Origin of the sequence: Streptacidiphilus jeojiensis (assembly GCF_042510965.1) — a bacterium.
Classification (GTDB): Bacteria; Actinomycetota; Actinomycetes; order Streptomycetales; family Streptomycetaceae; genus Streptacidiphilus; species Streptacidiphilus jeojiensis.
This window is the reverse complement of the sequence record NZ_JBEUKS010000002.1, coordinates 425,497-441,185: the sequence shown is the minus strand read 5'-3', so window position 1 is coordinate 441,185 and position 15,689 is coordinate 425,497. Positions and strand designations below refer to the sequence as shown.

Sequence of the window (15,689 nt, the reverse complement as noted above, 5' to 3'; positions counted from 1 at the left end):
CCACTCCCCGCCCGACGTGCCCGTTCGTACGCATGCGCATACGCACGAACAGGACGTTAGCGACTCCCAGACAGTTCCCAGTAACCAAACAGGTAAGGATTGCTCCGACCTTTTCCGACCTACTCCGACCTCTACTCCGACATCCGGTGCAGCTCGTCGTGGGAGACCGGGGCGGCCGGGACGTGGGTCTCGGTCACCGGCAGCGAGGAGTCCGCCGACAGGTCGAAGGCGGAGGGCCGGCGGTTGCGCCACACCATCTCCGAGCCCAGGGCGGCGACCATCGCGCCGTTGTCGGTGCAGAGCTTCATCCGGGGCACCCGCAGCTCGATGCCGGCGCGCTCGCAGCGCTCCTGCGCCATGGCCCGCAGCCGGGAGTTGGCGGCCACCCCGCCGCCGATCATCAGATGCTCCACGCCCTGGTCCAGACAGGCCCGGACCGCCTTGCGGGTCAGCACATCGGTGACCGCCTCCTGGAAGGACGCCGCGACGTCCCGCACCGGCACCTCCTCGCCCGCCCGCCGCCGGGCCTCGATCCAGCGGGCGACGGCGGTCTTCAGCCCGGAGAAGGAGAAGTCGTAGGCAGGGTCGCGCGGACCGCTCAGCCCGCGCGGGAACCTGATCGCCGCCGGGTCGCCCTCGGCGGCGTAGCGGTCGATCACCGGGCCGCCCGGGAAGCCCAGGCCCAGCACCCGGGCGACCTTGTCGAAGGCCTCGCCCGCCGCGTCGTCGATGGTCGAGCCCAGCGAGCGGACGTCGCTGGTGATGTCGGAGGTCAGCAGCAGCGACGAGTGCCCGCCGGAGACCAGCAGCGCCATCGTCGGCTCGGGCAGCCGTCCGTGCTCCAGCTGGTCCACGCAGATGTGCGAGGCCAGGTGGTTCACCCCGTACAGCGGCTTGTCCAGGGCGTAGGCGTAGGCCTTGGCGGCCGAGACGCCGACCAGCAGCGCGCCGGCCAGGCCGGGGCCGGCGGTGACGGCGATGCCGTCCAGGTCGCTCGCCTTGATCCCGGCCTGGTCCAGGGCGCGCTGGACGGTGGGGACCATCGCCTCCAGGTGCGCCCGGCTGGCGATCTCCGGGACCACGCCGCCGAAGCGGCCGTGCTCCTCGACGCTGGTGGCGACTGCGTCGGCGAGCAGGGTGGTGCCCCGGACGATGCCGACGCCGGTCTCGTCGCAGGAGGTCTCGATGCCGAGGACCAGCGGTTCGTCAGCCATCCTGGCTCAGTGCTCCTACGTTGTCGTGGTTCTTCGTGGCGGCGTGCTTCGTTCCGAGTTCGTCCAGCCGCATCACCAGGGCGTCGACCCCGGAGGGCTGGTAGTACTTGGGCCGGATCCCGATCGGCCGGAACCCGAAGCGCTCGTAGAGCCGCTGGGCGCGCGGGTTGTCGACCCTGACCTCCAGCAGCAGTTCCTCGCAGCCGGCCGCTGCGGCCTGGTCGATCAGCCGGGCCAGCAGCCGTCCGCCCAGACCGCTGCCCCAGTACGGCGTGGCCGAGGCGATGGTCTGCACGTCCCCGCTGCCGGCCACCGCCATCAGCCCGGCGTAGCCGACGACCGCCCCCGCGGCGTCCTCGGCGACGGTGTACCAACGGGTGGCGCGGGGGTGCCGGGTGTCGGCGAGCTCGGACCAGAACATCCCGGCCGACCAGGCGTCCTCCGGGAACAGCTCGCGCTCCAGCTCCAGCACCGGGGCGATGTCCCACCAGCGCATCTCCCGCAGGGCCGGGACGGCGTCCGGGCCGGGGTGGGTGCCTGGGCTCATGCCGGGAGCACCGTCTTGTAGTTCTTGGGCACCTCGGCGTCCGGACGGCGCAGGTACAGCGGCGTCGGCGCGAGCAGCGGGCGTCCGGCGGCGAGCTCGGCGGCCGCGTAGGACGCCAGCGCCGCCGCGGACTGGTGCTCGGGCATGCCCGCGGGCACGTCCCGGAACACCTCCGGGTACAGCAGCGCGCCGGCGCCCACGGCCGGCACCTGCCCGAGCCGTTCGGCGACCTCGGCCGGACGGTCCACGTGCGGACCGTCCACGCGAGCGCCTGCGGCGTCGTAGGAGGCCCAGTACACCTCTTTGCGCCGGGCGTCCGTGGCGGCGGTGAAGGGGCCCTGCAGGCCCGCCAGGCGGGCGGCGTGGGCGATGCCGTCCAGCGTGCAGACGCCGTGCACCGGGATGCCGAGGGCGTGGCCCAGCGCGGCGGCCGTCGCCAGCCCCACCCGCAGCCCGGTGTACGGGCCCGGACCGACGCCCACCACCAGCGCGCCGAGTTGCTCCTTGCCGACCCCGGCGGTGCGCAGCACCCGGTCGACGGCGGGAAGCAGCAGCTCACCGTGGCGCCGGGCGTCGACCTGGTCCTCGGCGGCGAGGACCACCCCGCCGTCCGTGTCCAGGAGCGCGGCGGTGACGGCGGGGGTCGCGGTGTCGAACGCAAGCAGAAGCACGGCACCAGGTTAGACGTTCCGGGGATACGGGATGAGAAGCTGGGACTCCGCTGAGGGCAACCACCGCTGGAGGACAGAGTGGCAAGGATCGGTACGGGCGCTGTCGTCACCACCCTGACGGCGTCTGCGCTCGCGCTTGTCACCGTGCTGGCGCTGCAGGCCAAGAGCTCGGCCAACGTGACCCCGGCCGCCTCCGGCAAGCCCGGAGCCTCGGCCTCCGCCGCGGCGGGCGCATCGGCGAAGGCGAGCGCCCCCAAGCCGGTCGCCGTCCCGGCGCGCTCGGGGACCGGCAAGCGGGTGGTGTACGCGCTGGGCGCCAAGCGGGTCTGGCTGGTGACCGCGGCGGGCACCGCCGCCCGCACCTTCACGGTCCAGCCCAGCACCCTGAGCCCCAGCGTCGGGACCTACAACGTGTACTCCCACAGCGCCGACACCAGGCATGGTTCGGACGGTGTGGAGATCAAGAACGTGGTGATCTTCGCCCAGCGCGGCTCCACCGTCTTCGGCTTCAGCTCGGCGACGGACGGCACCACCCCGGCTCCGGACCCGGCCAAGAAGACCGGCGGCATCAGGGAGACCCTGGGCGACGGCCAGGCCCTGTTCGACTTCACCGTGGCCGGCAGCAAGGTCGTCGTCGTCGCCTGACCGCGCGGGTCAGGCGGCTTCGCGCGACTCCAGGACGATCAACCCGGGCGCTTCGCCCGCCGTCTCCTGCTCCGCTTCCGGCTCCGTCGGCGGCGTGCTCACGGCTGCGGCCGCGCCCGTCGCGGCCAGCAGGGCGGCCACACCGACGGGCTGCTCGTCCCCGCCGGGGCGGGGGGTCGTACCGGACATGTCGCCTCCCGTGACCGGCTTCCAAGTGCTGGCATGCACCATCTTCCCGACAGCGCGTCGGAATAACAACCAGGGGCCGGGATCTTGTCGGGGCTCAGACGCCGGCAGGCCGCAGCACGCCCCAGTCGGTGCCTGCCCAGCGGTCGCCCAGACCGGTGAGGGTGACCCGGCGCTCGTCGTCGCCCTCGCCCTCGTCCGGGGCCTCGTCGCCCAGGGCCCGTTCGATGCGTACCTCAAGACGGGTCTCGGACAGCTCCTCGACCCGGCCCTCGCCCCACTCCACGACCACCACCGAGTCCGTCAGCGAGACGTCCAGGTCCAGGTCCTCCATCTGGTCCAGGCCGCCGCCGAGCCGGTAGGCGTCGACGTGCACCAGGGCCGGGCCGCCGGTCAGCGAGGGGTGCACCCGGGCGATGACGAAGGTCGGCGAGGTGACCGCGCCGCGCACGCCCAGGCCGGCGCCGAGGCCCCGGGCGAGGGTGGTCTTGCCCGCGCCCAGCTCGCCGGAGAGCAGCACCAGGTCGCCCGGGCGCAGCAGCGGGGCCAGCCCGCGGCCGAGGTCCTGCATGGCCGCGGCGTCGGGCACGGTCACGGTGGTACGGCTGCTGGCCATGGTGCGGTGGGTCCTTTCGACGGGGTGCTCGGCGGTCGGGTCAGGTCACATCAGGTGAGGTCGCATCAGGTCAGGGACTCGTCCACGGCCACGGCCGGGACGGTGCCGAGCGCGAGGTCCCGTACCGGCTGCGGCAGCGGTGCGCCCGAGCCCCGGGCGGCCTGCTCCAGCAGCAGCGCCAGCTGGGTGTTCACCAGGTCGGGCAGCTCCAGCATGAGCAGGTGGCCGGCGTCCGGGACGATGATCAGCTCGGCGTCCGGGAGTTCGGCGGCGATGGCCTCGCTGTGCCGGGGCGGGGTGAGCAGGTCCTTGGCCCCGCCCATGACCAGGGTGGGGATGTCGCGGAAGGCCGCCAGCGCGGTGGTCTTCTCGTGCAGGTCGAAGGCGGGGAAGAACTCCGCGACGACGTCGATCGGGGTGGCTTCCAGCAGCCGCTGGGCGAAGCGCTCCACGGCCGGGTCGACGTCCTCGCGGCCGAAGGAGAACTTGCGGTAGACCACCGAGGTCAGGTCGCTACCCAGGCGGCGGCTGCGCTCCACCAGGTCGCGCTGCCGCCCGAGCGCCTTCAGCACTCCCGGGGCGACCCGGTGCAGCATCTTCGCCCCGTAGGCGGGCAGGCCCAGGGTGACGCCGGACCAGCCGCCGGCGGTGGTGCCGAGCAGGGCGACGGCGGCCACCCGCTCGCGGAACAGTTCAGGGTGCTGGTCGGCGAGCGCCATCACGGTCATGCCGCCCATCGAGTGGCCCACCAGGACCAGCGGCCCGGTCGGGGCGACGGCGTCGATCACCGCCTTGAGGTCGCCGCCGAGCTGGTCGATGCTGGCGGGCTCGCCGGCCAGGTGGCTCCGGCTGCGCTCGGAGCGGCCGTGGCTGCGCTGGTCCCAGAACACCAGCCGCAGGCCCTCGCGGAAGGCGGCCCGCTGGAAGTGCCAGCAGTCCTGGTTGAGGCAGTAGCCGTGGCAGAAGACCACGGTCAGCGGTGGTGTGGGCACCATGCCGAGCATGCTGCCCACGCCGGAGAGCACCCCGCCCAGCGGTCCCGCGGAGGAGGTGCCGCCGCCGGGGCGGAACCGGCCCAGCCAGCCCTTGCGGGGCGCGGAGGCCTCGGCCGGAACGGCGGCGGGCGGGGTCTGCGGCCCGTCCTGCCAGCCGCTGCCGTCCAGTTCCACGTACAGCTCGGTGCCGTCGGGGGCGGCGACGGTGCGCGGCCGGCCGCGCAGCGAGCCGAAGGTCGCGGCGGCCTCGACCTCGGCGCCCGCCCGGCGGCGCATGTCCCGTCCGATGGTGAGGCGCTCGACGGCGACACCGGCGGCGGCGCCCGCGGCGACCACGCCCAGGGAGAGCCCGACCAGCCCGGCCCGGCGCCAGCGGCCCGCGGCGACATCGCTCGCCACCGAACCGGCCGCCGCCCTGACCTGCTGGACCGCCTCGACCGCGGCTCCGGCGGCCGCTCCGGCGAGGCCGCCCTCCTCGCTGCTCATCCGCCACCGCCCTCCAGGCGCTCGACCGGGGTTCCGCCCAAGGCCCCGCCCAGGGCCCCGACATAGCGCCGGGGGACTCTTACCCCGATCCGGGTGACGATCTCGTAGGAGATCGTCCCGCAGGCCCTGGCCCAGTCCTCGGCGGTGGGCTCGCCCCGGTCGCCGGGGCCGAACAGCACCGCCAGGTCGCCGACCTCGGCCTGGTCGCCGCCCAGGTCCAGCACGAACTGGTCCATCGCGACCCGTCCCGCGACGGTGCGCCACTTGCCGCCCAGCCAGACCGGTCCGGTACTGCTGGCGTGCCGGGGGATGCCGTCCGCATAGCCGACCGGGACCAGCGCCAGCGTGGTCCCGCCGGCGGTGGTGTAGGTGTGGCCGTAGCTGACGCCGTGTCCGGCCGGGACCGACTTGACCTGGGCCAGCCTGGCCTGAAGGGTCATCACCGGCCGCAGCCCGAAGTCGGCGGGGCCGCCCACCTCGGGGACCGGGGACAGGCCGTACTGGGCCAGCCCGGCCCGGACCAGGTCGAAGTGCGCCTCCGGCATCAGCAGCGTGGCCGGGGAGTTGGCGAGATGGCGGACCTCGGGACGCAGCCCGGCCGCCTCGGCGACCGCCAGCGCCTCGCGGAAGGCCGCGAGTTGGGCCTCGTTGGCCGGGTGGCCCGGCTCGTCCGCGCAGGCGAAGTGGGACCAGACCCCGGCGACGGTGAGCAGCCCCTCGGCCTCGGCCGCGCGGGCGGCGGCGACCAGGGCGGGCCAATCGTGCGGCTGGGCGCCGTTGCGGCCCAGCCCGGTGTCGGCCTTGAGGTGGATCCTGGCCGGACGGCCGGTGGCCCGTACCGCGGCCAGGACCTCGCGCAGCGCCCACTCGCCGCTGACCGAGATGTCGATCTCGGCGGTCACGGCCTGCTCCCAGGGCCCCGAGGGGGTCCACAGCCAGCAGAGCACCCTGGCCCGGTCGGCGGTGATCCCGGCCGCCCGCAGCGCCAGCGCCTCCTCGGGCGTCGCCGTACCCAGCCAGGTCACCCCGGCGTCCAGCGCCGCCAGGGCGCAGGGCACCAGTCCGTGGCCGTAGGCGTCGGCCTTGACCACGGACATGACCGCGGCCGACCCGGTACGGGCGCGCAGGGCGTCGAGGTTCCCCCGCAGCGCCGCCAGGTCGACCAGGGCTTCGGCGCGCATCGCCGGCTGGGAGTCCGGGGGGTTGCTCCCCGGGAGGTTGGAGTCCATTGCCGGACATTGTCCCAGACCGCGGGCGGCTCCCGGGAGTCCGGTCGACGGCGGGCCCGGACCCGGCCGGACCGGGTCGGCGGCGCTGGGACGCCGGTCGGACGCCGGTGGGACGCCGGTCAGGTACCGGGCTTGCGGCCGAACACCTCGACCGGGTCGTGCAGCCGGAGCACGCCCCACAGCGCTCGGGCGTCCCGGTTGCTCAGGTTGACGCAGCCGTGCGAGCCCGGCGGGGTGGACATGGCCTCCTGGACGGCGTGGAACGCCTCGCCGCCGGAGAAGAACTGGCTGTACGGCATGGCGACGCCGCCGTAGAGGGAGGACCGGTGGTGGGCGTCGCGCCAGTAGACGTGCCACAGCCCCGTGCGGGTCACATGGCCCCGGCGACCGGTCCGGACCGGGACCGGGCCGAAGACCACCCGGGAGCCGACCTGCACCCACATCCGCTGGTGGGTCAGGTCCACGCAGGCGATCCGGCCCTTAGTGGTGGGACACCGGCCGGAGGCGTTCGGCCCGGAGGCGTTCGGCCCGGCGGCGGCCTGCGCCCGGGCGCCACCGCCCGCGACGATCCCGCCGGTGACGATCCCGGCCGCCGCCGTCCCCGCCACCGCGAGCAGCACCACCGCCCGCCGCAGGCCGGCAAGCCGGCCCCCCGCCCGCCGGACCCTCCTGGTCGGCTGCACCCTGCCTTCCAGCACCCTGCCCTCCTGCACCCTGCCCTCACCGTTCCCTTTCCCGCTGTCCGTCGAAGCCGGCACACCGTCACGCTCGGCCGGCGGGACGCCTGTTCCGCTTCGGACAGTACGGATCAGGCCGCCCCGGTCACCCCGCGCCACGCCGCAGGGAGCGCCGCCGCCACCTCCGCGGCGGTGACCGGGCCCTCGCCGACCGTCCGCGCCGCCAGGCCGTGCAGATAGGCCGCCACCGAACCCGCGTCGACCGGCGCCAACCCGGCCGCGAGCAGCGACCCGGCCAGCCCGGAGAGCACGTCGCCGCTGCCCGCGGTGGCCAGCCAGGACGTTCCGGTCGGATTGACCCGGACCGGCGCCGCCGGATCGGGTCCGGCGACCACCGTGGTGGAGCCCTTGAGCAGCACCGTGCAGCCGTAGAGCTCGGCGATCCGGCGCGCGTAGCCGATCCGCGCCCCCTCGACCTGTTCCCGGGTCGCCTCGACCCCGGCCCCGGCCAGCAGCGCCACCGCCTCCCCGGCGTGCGGGGTGAGCAGCAGCTCGGCACGCGGCGCCGCGCCCCGGCGGGCCAGCAGCCGCAGGCCGTCCGCGTCCACCAGCACCGGCACGCCCGCCGCCAGCGCCTCCTCCAGGGTGCGTTCGGCCTCCGGACCGTCCGACAGCCCGGGGCCGACCACCCAGGCCTGCACCCGTCCGGCGGCCTTCGGGCCGCCCTGGGTCACCAGCACCTCCGGATGCGCCCGGACCACCTCGGCCGCCGCCGGACCGGCGTAGCGCACCGCGCCGGCGCCACCGTGCAGCGCGGACGAGACCGCGAGCACGGCCGCCCCCGGGTACCGGTCCGAGCCGGCCGCGATGCCGACCACCCCGCGCCGGTACTTGTCGCTCTCGGCCGTGGGCCGCGGCAGCAGCCCGGCGACGTCCGTGTGCTGCAGCGCCTCCACCGCGGCAGGGCCCGGCTCGATCCCGATCTCCACCAGCCGCACCACGCCCGCGTACTGCGCCCCCGGGTCGACCAGCAGCCCCGGCTTGTGCGTCCCGAAGGTCACCGTCACCGTCGCGCGCACGGCCGCACCGGCCACCTCGCCGGTGTCCGCGTCCACCCCGCTGGGCAGGTCCACCGCCACCACCGGCACCCCCGCCCGCTCCGCCGCCCGTACGTACGGCAGCGCCGAATCGCGCAGGCCGCCCCGGCCGCCGATACCCACGATCCCGTCGACCACCAGGTCGGCCCGCCCGAGCTCGGCCAGCCCCGCGGCCTGATCCTGCGTCAGCACGCCCCCGGCGCCGAGCAGGGCCGCCGACCCGGCGGCATGGGTCCGCTCCCCCGCCAGCAGCACCGCGGTCACCCGGACCCCGCGCGCCGCCAGCCGCGCGCCGGCGAACAGGGCGTCACCACCGTTGTCCCCGCTGCCGACCAGCAGCACCACCCGGCTGCCGTAGACCCGGCGGCTGCCGCGGCCCCTTCGGCCGGTTCCCCGCTCCGCTCCCCCCGCCAGCAACTGCAGGCAGGTGGCCGCCAGTCCGGCCGCCGCCCGCTGCATCAGCGCGCCCTCGGGCAGCCGCCGCATCAGCGACTCCTCCGCCGCCCGCACCCGCTCCACCGTGTGCGCATACCGCATGGCCCACTCCTCAGCCGCCGACGACCCGGATCACGGCTCAACCCTCCGCGATCACCACCGCCGACGCTACGCCCGCGTCATGGCTCAGCGAGAGATGCCACGACCGCACGCCCAACTGCTCCGCCCGCGCCGCCACCGTGCCGCGGACCGCCAGCAGCGGTCGGCCGGACGGCTCGGTGCTCACCTCCGCGTCGGTCCAGGCCATTCCGCCCGGCGCGCCTAGCGCCTTGGCCAGCGCCTCCTTGGCCGCGAACCGGGCCGCCAGTGAGGCCGCGCCGCGCCGCTCCCCGCTCGGCAGCACCAGCTCGGCCTCGGTGAACAGCCGCTGGGCCAGGTTCGGCGTGCGCAGCAGCGACGCCTCGAAGCGGGCGATCTCCGCCACATCGATGCCGACCCCGATGATCATTCGCAACTCCCTCGTCCCCCGCCCGGCGGCAAGGTCACCCCATCGTGCACCAGGGTCGCCCGATTGCCTGGACAATGGGCGGGTGCGGATACAGCTGCTCGGACCCTTCCAGGTCACCGACCCTGCCGGTGACCCGGTCGAGCTCGCCGGCGCCCGGATGCGGGTCCTGCTGACCGCGCTGGCGCTGGAGGCGGGACGTTCCGTCTCCGCAGCAGCGCTGACCGAGGCGCTCTGGCCGGACGGCGCGGTACCGGCCAACCCGGCCAACGCCCTGCAGGCCCTGGTCTCCCGGCTGCGCTCGGCCGTCGGCCGCGATCTGGTGGTCGCGGCACCGCAGGGCTACCGGCTGGTGCTGGCCCCCGGACAGGTCGACGCGCTCCGCTTCGAGCAGCTGCTCGGCGGGCAGCCGTCCGAGGAGCAACTGGCCGCCGCCCTGGACCTCTGGCGCGGCCCCGCGCTGGCCGACGTCCCCGGGTTCGAGTCCACCGCAGCCCGGTTGGAGGCGCTGCGCGCCAACGCCCGCGAGGACCTCTTCGAGGCCCGGATCGGCGCCGGCCGCGGCGCGGAGGCCGTCGCCGAGCTGGACGCCCTCAGCGCCGCCGCCCCGCTCCGGGACCGGCCCCGGGCCCTGCTGATGCGCGCGCTGCACCAGGCCGGCCGCAGCTCCGACGCGCTCACCGTCTACGAGCAGGGCCGCGCCCTGCTCGCCGAGGAGCTGGGGGCCGACCCGTCCCCGCTGCTCAGGGCGGCCCACCAGGCGGTGCTGTCCGCCGAGGACCCGACCACGCCAGCGGCCCCGACCCCGCCCACCGCCCCGGACCCGCAGCCCGACCGCACCGCGACGGCGACGCCCCCGGAGCCGGCACCGGCGGCCCCCCGCCTCCCGGCCCAGCTCACCAGCTTCCTCGGCCGCGACAGCGACCTCGCCGCCGTCGCCGACGCCCTGCTGCGGACCCGGCTGGTCACCCTCACCGGCCCCGGCGGGGCCGGCAAGACCAGGCTCTCCCTGGAAGTCGCCGCCCGGAACCGCACCCCGGTCCGGCTGGTGGAACTCGCCCCGGTGGCCAGCCCCGGCGACCTCCCGTCCACCCTGCTCGCCGCGCTCCAGCTGCGCGAGTCCACCGGGGCCCAGCGGGCCGGCACCCGGACCCATCCGCCGGGCGAGACGGTGGACCGGATCGTCGACTCGCTGGGGGTGCGCGAACTGCTGATCGTGCTGGACAACTGCGAGCACCTGGTCGAGGCCGCCGCCGACCTCTCGGCCCGGCTGCTGGCCGGCTGCCCGGGGCTGCGCATCCTGGCCACCAGCCGGGAGCCGCTGGGCATCACCGGCGAGCAGCAGTACCCGGTGCTGCCGCTGGGCTTCCCCGCCGACCCGCAGCAGGACCCGCGGCTGACGGTGGACCAGGCCCTGGCCTTCCCCGCCGTGCGGCTGTTCCAGGAGCGCGCCGCCGCCGTCCGCCCCGGCTTCCGGCTGACCGCCGCCGACCTGCCGCCGGTGCTCGCCGTCTGCCGCGCCCTGGACGGCCAGCCGCTGGCCCTGGAGCTCGCCGCCGCCCGGATCCGCAGCCTGTCCCCGGCGCAGATCTCCGAGCGGCTGGCCCGGCGCTTCCAGCTGCTCACCGGGGGGAGCCGGACCGCGCTGCCGCGGCACCGCACCCTGCGCGCGGTCGTGGACTGGAGCTGGGACCTGCTGGAGAAGCCCGAGCGCTCGCTGCTGGCCCGGATGTCCGTCTTCTCCGGCGGCGCCGACCTGGAGACGGTCGAACAGGTCTGCAGCTCGCCCGAGTTGACGTCCGGTCAGGTGATGGACGCACTGTCCGCACTGGTCGACAGGTCGCTGGTGGTGCACACCTCCTCGGGCCGCTACCGGCTGCTGGAGACCATCAGGGTCTACGCGGCCGAGCGGCTGGCCGAGGAGGACGGCGCGGTCACCGCGACCCGTGCCGCGCACGCGGCGTACTTCGCCGAACTCGCCGAGACCGGCGAGCTGCACCTCTACGGCCCGCAGCAGATCCCCTGGCTGGCCCGCTTCCTGGCCGAGCACGAGAACCTGATCTCGGCGCTGCGCTGGTCGGTGGAGCAGGGCGACGCCGTCACCGCGGTGCGGCTGGTCGCCGGGATCGGCTGGTACCTGTGGCGGCGCGGCGAACGCGGCGAGAACCTTCCGCTGGTGCACGCCGCGCTGCAACTGCCCGCCGACGGCGTCCCGCTGCTGTCGCGCACCGTCGCCCACGGCATCACCGCGCTCTACAGCCTGGACACCAACTGGGACCCGGAACCGGCGCTCACCATGATGCGCACGGCCATGGCGCTGCGGGCCGAGCTGGGAGACCCCTTCGCCCATCCGCTGCTGCCCCTGATGGACATCATGGACGCGATGTTCAGCCAGGAGGACTGGAACATCGTCGGCCTCGCCGAGCCGCTGTTCGAGGCGCCGGACCCCTGGGTCCGGGCCACGGCCCACCTCTTCATGGGCTACGCCCGGCAGAACGAGGGCAACCCCCAACTCGCCGACGAGCACCTGCGGGAGGCCACCGAGCGCTTCGAGGCCGTCGGCGACCTGTGGGGGCAGTCCTTCGCCAACGCCGGCCGCGCCGAGATCGCCCAGTGGCGCGGCGAGGGCGCCGAGGCGGTACGGCTGTGGGAGCTGGCCATCAGCCTGGAGGAGCGGATGGGCGTCAGCGCCGACTCCGCCGACTACCGGACCCGGCTGCTCACCGCCCGGCGGGTGGGCGAGCCGCTGGACGCGGAGTCACTGGCCGCCATGGAGACCGAGGCCGAGATCGCCACCCGGGACAGCTCCTGGTCGGTCGTGATGATGGCGCAGCTGGCCCTCGCCGAGGGCTACCGCAGGCTCGGCCGGACCGACGAGGCCCGGACGACGATGGCGAAGGTCGAGGCGGTGATCGGCAGCCGGCACCAGGCCCTGCCGCAGATGACCACCATGCTGCACACGGCCCAGGCCCAGATCGAGATCGCCGACGGGCGGTTCGACCGCGCCGGAGAACTGCTGCGCACCGCCGCCGAGGCGGCCGTGCACTTCTACGACGGCCCGGTGCTGGCCCTGGCCCTGCACGGCTGGGCCGACCTGGCGCTGCAGAGCGGCGACGCCGTCCGCGCGGCGGAGTTGCTGGGCGCGGCGCACACCCGCCGGGGCATGCCGGACCTCTCCTCGGCGGACGTCGTCCGGATCAGCCGGCAGGCCTCGGCGGAGCTGGGCGAGCAGGCCTACGCGCAGGCCTACGCACGCGGACGGGCCACCCCGGACCAGGAGCTGTTCTCCTCGTTCGGGGTGGCCGTCGAAGGCTCACTGGCCGGCGGGCACCGCGAGCCGAGGCGCCGGGCCGGGCAGTAGCGTCAGCTGCGGCGCTGGTAGGCGCGCAGCGCCAACGGGAAGAACACCACCGCGATGGCCGCCGCCCACAGCAGGGTGTGCACCACCGGACCCTGCACCGGGCCGCCGACCAGCAGCGCCCGCATCGCGTCGACCAGCGAGGTCACCGGGTTGACCTTCACCCAGGCCTGCAGCCAGCCGGGCATCGAGGAGACGCTGACGAAGGCGCTGGAGGAGAAGGTCAGCGGGAACATCACCACGAAGCCCAGCATCTGGACCTTCTCGGCGTTCTCGGCGACCATCCCGACCAGCACCATCATCCAGGACATGGCCAGGGCGAAGACCACCATCAGCGCGACGGCGCCGACCACCCCGGCCACCCCGTCCGGGCGGAAGCCGAGGGCCAGGCCGAGGCCCAGCATCAGCAGCATCGACCAGACCTGCTTGCCCAGGTCGGCCGCCACCCGTCCGGCCAGCGGCGCGGACCGGGCGATCGGCAGGCTGCGGAGCCGGTCGAAGACGCCCTTCTGGATGTCGCTGTTCAACCCCACCGCGGTGGTCAGCGTCGCGAACAGGCCGTTCTGGACCATGATCCCGGCCAGCGCGAACTGCAGGTAGGCATGGGTGGACCCGGACATCTGGCCGCCGAACACATAGGTGAACAGCAGCAGGAACATGATCGGCTGGACGCTGAGGTCCATCAGTTCCATCGGGTTGTGCTTGATCTGCACCAGATTGCGCCAGGTCAGCGTCGCGGTGTGCTGCAGCCCGGCGAGCAGGCCGACCCGGCCGGCCGGAGCGGTGGGTGCGGTGAGCGTTGCGGTGGCCATGGTCAGACTCCTGCCTTCACGGTGGCGGCCTCGGATCCGGCGTCCACGCCGGGTTCGGTCTCGTCGGTCACCGCGGTGCGGTGGCCGGTCAGGGTGAGGAAGACCTCGTCCAGGCTGGAGCCGCGCAGCGACAGCTCGCTGACCACCAGCCCGGCCTGCTCCAGCCGGGCGACCACGGCCGGCATCAGCGCGACGTCCCGTACCGGGGCGCTGACCAGCCCGTTGGGGGTCATCTCGGTGCCGGTCCCGGCCAGCGAGGCGACCACTCCGTAGACCAGCTCCAGCTGCTCGGCGCGCTGCGGCCGCAGCTCCAGCACCTGACCGCCGACCTGGGCCTTGAGCGCGTCCGGGGTGCCCCCGGCGATCACCCGGCCCTTGTCGATCACCACGATCTCGTCGGCCAGCTGGTCCGCCTCCTCCAGGTACTGCGTGGTCAGCAGGACGGTGACGCCCTCGCCCACCAGCCCGCGGACGATGTCCCAGAGCTCGTTGCGGCTGTGCGGGTCGAGCCCGGTGGTGGGCTCGTCCAGGAACAGCACCTGGGGCCGGCCCACCAGCGAGGCCGCGAGGTCCAGCCGGCGCCGCATCCCGCCGGAGAAGGTGCCCGCGGCCCTGCCGCCCGCCTCGGTCAGCGCGAAGCGCTCCAGCAGTTCGGCGGCGCGCTTCCTGGCGTCCGGCCGGGACAGTCCCAGCAGCCGGCCGATCATCAGCAGGTTCTCGAACCCGGTGAGCATCTCGTCCACCGCCGCGTACTGGCCGGTGAGCCCGATCTGCGCGCGCACGGCCGGTGCCTGCCGCACCACGTCCAGGCCGCCGACCAGCGCCCGGCCCGCGTCCGGACGCAGCAGCGTCGCCAGCACCCGCACCGTGGTGGTCTTGCCGGAACCGTTGGGCCCCAGCAGCCCGAGCACCGTTCCGGTGCGGGCCGCGAGGTCCACCCCGTCCAGTGCCCGAGTCTCCTTGAAGGATTTCACCAGGCCCTCGGCCTGGAACGCGTAGGTCATCGGGTCTCCCCCGTCGTCGTGCCGTCGCTGTGTCCGCCACTGACGATCCACCCCGGCACTGACATCCGGCTGAGACGAATCTCTCGCCACTGACAGGCCGCTGACACGCACGTGAACGCCACCCGCACCGACAATGGACAGGTGCCGACCACGCTCGAAGCCCAACGCCGCGCTGACGCGTCCCCCTTCGTCGACCTCGTCCGATCGGAGTGGAGCGCGCTCCATGAGCGCACGCCGCTCCCGCTGACCGCCGACGAGGTGGAACGGGTCCGGGGCCTCGGCGACGTCATCGACCTCCAGGAGGTCCAGGACGTCTACCTGCCGCTGTCACGGCTGCTCAACCTGTACGTCACCGCGACCGGACGGCTGCGCGGCGCGCTCAACGCCTTCCTGGACAGCAACGAGCACACCCACACCCAGCCGGGCACCCCGTTCGTGATCGGCGTCGCCGGCAGCGTCGCCGTCGGCAAGTCCACGACGGCCCGGCTGCTCCAGGCGATGCTGGCCCGCTGGCCGGAGCACCCCCGGGTCGAGCTGGTCACCACCGACGGCTTCCTGCTGCCCAACGCCGAGCTGCGCAGCCGCGGGCTGATGGCCCGCAAGGGCTTCCCCGAGTCCTACGACCGCAGGGCGCTGACCCGCTTCGTGGCCGACGTGAAGTCGGGCAAGGAGGAGGTCACCGCGCCGGTCTACTCGCACCTGGTCTACGACATCGTCGAGGGCGAGCGGCTGACCGTGCACCGCCCCGACATCCTCATCGTAGAGGGCCTCAACGTGCTCCAGCCCGCGCTCCCCGGCCTGGACGGCCGGACCCGGGTGGCGGTCGCCGACTTCTTCGACTTCTCGATCTACGTGGACGCCCGCGCGGACGACATCGAGCGCTGGTACCTGGAACGGTTCCGCAAGCTCCGCGAGACCGCGTTCCAGGACCCCACCTCCTACTTCCGCCGCTACGCGGAGGTCCCCGAGGACGAGGCCATGGACTACGCCCGCCAGCTCTGGCGCACCATCAACCGCCCCAACCTGGTCGAGAACGTGGCCCCCACCCGGGGCCGCGCCAGCCTGATCCTCCGCAAGGGTGCCGACCACAAGGTGCAGAGAGTCCGCCTGCGGAAACTGTGACCGTCGCGGACGGTTGCTGTTCGCGCAGTTCCCCGCGCCCCTGACTACCCAGGGGCGCGGGGCTGTGCTTTTTCAACTGCGTGCGCGAAC

At 74.5% G+C, this 15,689-nt stretch carries 15 protein-coding genes; 3 read left to right on the top strand and 12 right to left on the bottom strand.

From position 1 onward, the window contains the following. Window positions 1–131 precede the first annotated feature (131 nt). The 3 genes from tsaD to tsaB are packed head-to-tail and all read right to left on the bottom strand — an operon-like array spanning window position 132 to window position 2,432. Window positions 132–1,214, bottom strand: coding sequence for a tRNA (adenosine(37)-N6)-threonylcarbamoyltransferase complex transferase subunit TsaD (tsaD, locus tag ABUW04_RS07885; RefSeq protein WP_380563713.1), 1,083 nt, complete (start codon window positions 1,212–1,214; stop codon window positions 132–134). Continuing rightward, the gene (gene rimI, locus ABUW04_RS07880) at window positions 1,207–1,761 is read right to left on the bottom strand and encodes a ribosomal protein S18-alanine N-acetyltransferase (protein WP_380563712.1); all 555 of its coding nucleotides are present in this window, start codon (window positions 1,759–1,761) and stop codon (window positions 1,207–1,209) included. Before rimI ends, tsaD begins: the two co-directional genes overlap by 8 nt. Then, the gene (tsaB, locus tag ABUW04_RS07875; RefSeq protein ID WP_380563710.1) at window positions 1,758–2,432 is read right to left on the bottom strand and encodes a tRNA (adenosine(37)-N6)-threonylcarbamoyltransferase complex dimerization subunit type 1 TsaB; all 675 of its coding nucleotides are present in this window, start codon (window positions 2,430–2,432) and stop codon (window positions 1,758–1,760) included. The genes rimI and tsaB overlap by 4 nt, the downstream gene beginning before the upstream one ends. A gap of 78 nt (window positions 2,433–2,510) precedes the next feature. Between tsaB and ABUW04_RS07870 the strand changes: the two genes are divergently transcribed. Continuing rightward, a complete protein-coding gene (locus tag ABUW04_RS07870) occupies window positions 2,511–3,077 on the top strand; it encodes a hypothetical protein (protein WP_380563709.1) in 567 nt (188 codons plus the stop codon). Between the two features lie 9 nt (window positions 3,078–3,086). Here ABUW04_RS07870 and ABUW04_RS07865 read toward each other — a convergent pair whose 3' ends face one another. The 7 genes from ABUW04_RS07865 to ABUW04_RS07835 all read right to left on the bottom strand — a co-directional run bounded on the left by ABUW04_RS07865 (window position 3,087) and on the right by ABUW04_RS07835 (window position 9,306). Further along, entirely contained in the window at window positions 3,087–3,266 is a 180-nt protein-coding gene (locus tag ABUW04_RS07865) for a hypothetical protein (RefSeq protein ID WP_380563707.1), read from the bottom strand. Between the two features lie 94 nt (window positions 3,267–3,360). Next, the gene (gene tsaE, locus ABUW04_RS07860) at window positions 3,361–3,879 is read right to left on the bottom strand and encodes a tRNA (adenosine(37)-N6)-threonylcarbamoyltransferase complex ATPase subunit type 1 TsaE (RefSeq protein ID WP_030251488.1); all 519 of its coding nucleotides are present in this window, start codon (window positions 3,877–3,879) and stop codon (window positions 3,361–3,363) included. 65 nt (window positions 3,880–3,944) lie between these two features. Next, window positions 3,945–5,360, bottom strand: coding sequence for an alpha/beta fold hydrolase (locus ABUW04_RS07855; RefSeq protein WP_380563706.1), 1,416 nt, complete (start codon window positions 5,358–5,360; stop codon window positions 3,945–3,947). Further along, the gene (gene alr, locus ABUW04_RS07850; RefSeq protein ID WP_380563917.1) at window positions 5,357–6,541 is read right to left on the bottom strand and encodes an alanine racemase; all 1,185 of its coding nucleotides are present in this window, start codon (window positions 6,539–6,541) and stop codon (window positions 5,357–5,359) included. The genes ABUW04_RS07855 and alr overlap by 4 nt, the downstream gene beginning before the upstream one ends. Window positions 6,542–6,708: 167 nt before the next feature. Further along, a complete protein-coding gene (locus tag ABUW04_RS07845) occupies window positions 6,709–7,287 on the bottom strand; it encodes a L,D-transpeptidase (RefSeq protein WP_380563705.1) in 579 nt (192 codons plus the stop codon). A 110-nt stretch (window positions 7,288–7,397) separates the two neighbouring features. Further along, window positions 7,398–8,900, bottom strand: a complete 1,503-nt coding sequence (locus tag ABUW04_RS07840; RefSeq protein ID WP_380563704.1) for an NAD(P)H-hydrate dehydratase — start codon at window positions 8,898–8,900, stop codon at window positions 7,398–7,400. A 37-nt stretch (window positions 8,901–8,937) separates the two neighbouring features. Next, entirely contained in the window at window positions 8,938–9,306 is a 369-nt protein-coding gene (locus ABUW04_RS07835) for a holo-ACP synthase (RefSeq protein WP_030251502.1), read from the bottom strand. Between the two features lie 82 nt (window positions 9,307–9,388). On the opposite strand from ABUW04_RS07835, the gene ABUW04_RS07830 reads away from it, so the two are divergent. Beyond that, window positions 9,389–12,664 carry a BTAD domain-containing putative transcriptional regulator gene (locus ABUW04_RS07830; protein WP_380563702.1) on the top strand — a complete coding sequence of 1,092 codons (3,276 nt, stop codon included), beginning with the start codon at window positions 9,389–9,391 and terminating at the stop codon, window positions 12,662–12,664. Between the two features lie 2 nt (window positions 12,665–12,666). Here the strand turns inward: ABUW04_RS07830 and ABUW04_RS07825 are convergent, their stop codons facing one another. Then, window positions 12,667–13,473, bottom strand: a complete 807-nt coding sequence (locus ABUW04_RS07825) for an ABC transporter permease (RefSeq protein ID WP_030251507.1) — start codon at window positions 13,471–13,473, stop codon at window positions 12,667–12,669. Between the two features lie 2 nt (window positions 13,474–13,475). Next, a complete protein-coding gene (locus tag ABUW04_RS07820; protein ID WP_380563701.1) occupies window positions 13,476–14,477 on the bottom strand; it encodes an ATP-binding cassette domain-containing protein in 1,002 nt (333 codons plus the stop codon). A 141-nt stretch (window positions 14,478–14,618) separates the two neighbouring features. Between ABUW04_RS07820 and coaA the strand changes: the two genes are divergently transcribed. Beyond that, window positions 14,619–15,599: a type I pantothenate kinase gene (gene coaA, locus ABUW04_RS07815; protein ID WP_030251512.1), complete on the top strand. Its 981-nt coding sequence runs from the start codon at window positions 14,619–14,621 to the stop codon at window positions 15,597–15,599. Window positions 15,600–15,689: the final 90 nt, after the last annotated feature.